Below are 1,870 nucleotides of genomic sequence, written 5' to 3'. Positions count from 1 at the left end.
GGGTAGGTGGGTAAGTGGGTGGGTAACTAGACAAATTTTTGCTGGTCACCTATATGGCAACGCCACCGACTCACTTATTCCATAGCAATGGATCGAGCATAGCGGAAACCCCAGGAAAATCAAGGATTATCCTGAGCAGATTAGCGGCGAATTAGCGGCTGTTTAGAATGACCACTCTGCCGAATTAGCCGCAATTTTTTACCTAAGTAGTCAAGGTTTTGGGGTTCGCCGCCGTAGCGCCAGCGCACATAGGCGTGGGTGATTTCGTTGGCGGCCTGAGCGCTTTGAGCTTTGGTCTGCTGGTAGAGGCGCTGGCCGTACTCGATCGGGGTTTCGGCAGGGGTTTTGCCGAGGCCCTGGTGGGCAAACCAGGTCAGCATTTGTTGATATAGCCGCTCGGTGGGATCAAGCTGGCGCAGTTGTCGGTAGCGCCAGCCCCGGCGCAGGCCCAAAAAGGCCAGCCAGGCGACAAACCCCAGGGCGGTGGCTAAGGCAATGCCCAGCATAATGCCGATCCAGCCCAGGTTAAGCAGCGCGTTGAAGCGGCGCACCAGGTAGGCGATACCGTCGCCAAGCAGCGTAATCAGGCCGTCGACCAGGCCGACCAGCGGTGAGGGTAGCCAGCCCGCTAGCCAGTTCCAGAATCGCCGCACCAGGCTAAAGGCTTCGGACTCCTTCAGGCTAGGGGGAATCAGCTCGTGGCCAGGAATGGGGTCAAAGCCAAACCAGCCGTGCTGGGGAAAGTACACTTCGGTGATGGCATAGGCATCGGTATTGCGCACCACGTAGAACCCGGTGAAGGGGTTAAAGTCGCCTTCGCCAAACCCCGCTACCAGCCGGGCCGGAATGTCGATCGATCGCAGCATGATGGTTAGCACCGTGGAGAAGTGGTCGGGGTAACCGCCTTCGGTGCTGAACAAGAAGCTTTCCACCAGGTCTTGCTCGGGGTTAAAAAAGGGCAGCTCGGGCTGAATAGTGTAGCGCTGCTTGAGAGCCTGGGTCAGGTAGAGGGCCTTTTCGTAGTTGTCGGTCAGGGGGTTGGGGGAGGTGGCCAAAAGTTCTTCGGTTTTGGCCCGCACCGGTTCTAGAATTTCCTCGGGCACCTGCAAGTAATGGGATCGAATGCCGGCAGGATATTGGGTACCGGCGGCGCGCAGCTGAGTGCGATCGCGGTAGGGCACTCGCGACACCGCTGAGTAGGTCATGCCCTCCTGCAAAATGACCGGCGATCTGAGGCTGCCCTCGGCATCAATCGCCACCTCGCGGGTGGGAAAGTACAGCTCCTTGGCCTGGTACATGGCCGGAATCAGGTTAGGCAGCTCGCTGACCAGGGTGTAGGTCTGCACGACCTCCCGATGGCGAGCCAGGGTGGGGTCCATAGGTAAAAATGTCTGGGCCGAGAACCGCGATCGCCGCAGCGTTTGGGTATCGTCATTACGGGAGATATCCCAGCCCTGGCCCGTGTAGGTGTCGAAGGCCAGCACCCGCCAAAAGCCTGGAGCCTGCGACCTGACCCGCATCACCACCTGGGGCGTCATGGTGCCGCGCAGGTTTTGGTTCATGCGTTGGTTAAAGCCGTAATAGGAAATGGTATCGACCACGCCGGGGCCGGTGGACTTGCCCTGGCCCTGAATGGTGCCAGCCCCCTCGCCAAACCCTTCGCCGTCGTCGCCCTGATTGTTGCGGTAGGCCGAGTTGAGAATATCTTCGCCAGAGAAATCGCCCGGCGTATCGATCACAGAGCTAACTGGAAAATTCTGAATTTGGTACCCCGGCAGTCGGGGCAAAAACAGGAAAATGAGCAGCCCCAGGCCCACCACTAGCGCCAGTAGCCCCGCCAGTCGTCCTAGGGTAGGCCGCAGCTTGCCCC

Annotated in this window: 1 protein-coding gene; it reads right to left on the bottom strand. The window is 59.3% G+C overall.

Features of this window, described 5'->3' with window-relative positions:
- Window positions 1-140: 140 nt before the first annotated feature.
- A partial coding sequence (locus IQ273_RS32930; protein WP_194027276.1) for a DUF4129 domain-containing transglutaminase family protein occupies window positions 141-1,870 on the bottom strand: 1,730 nt, incomplete at its 5' end.

It is taken from the genome of Nodosilinea sp. LEGE 07298, assembly GCF_015207265.1.
Lineage (GTDB): Bacteria > Cyanobacteriota > Cyanobacteriia > Phormidesmidales > Phormidesmidaceae > Nodosilinea.
Note: the sequence above shows the minus strand (reverse complement) of the source record. Positions and strands in the feature narration are given on the sequence as shown.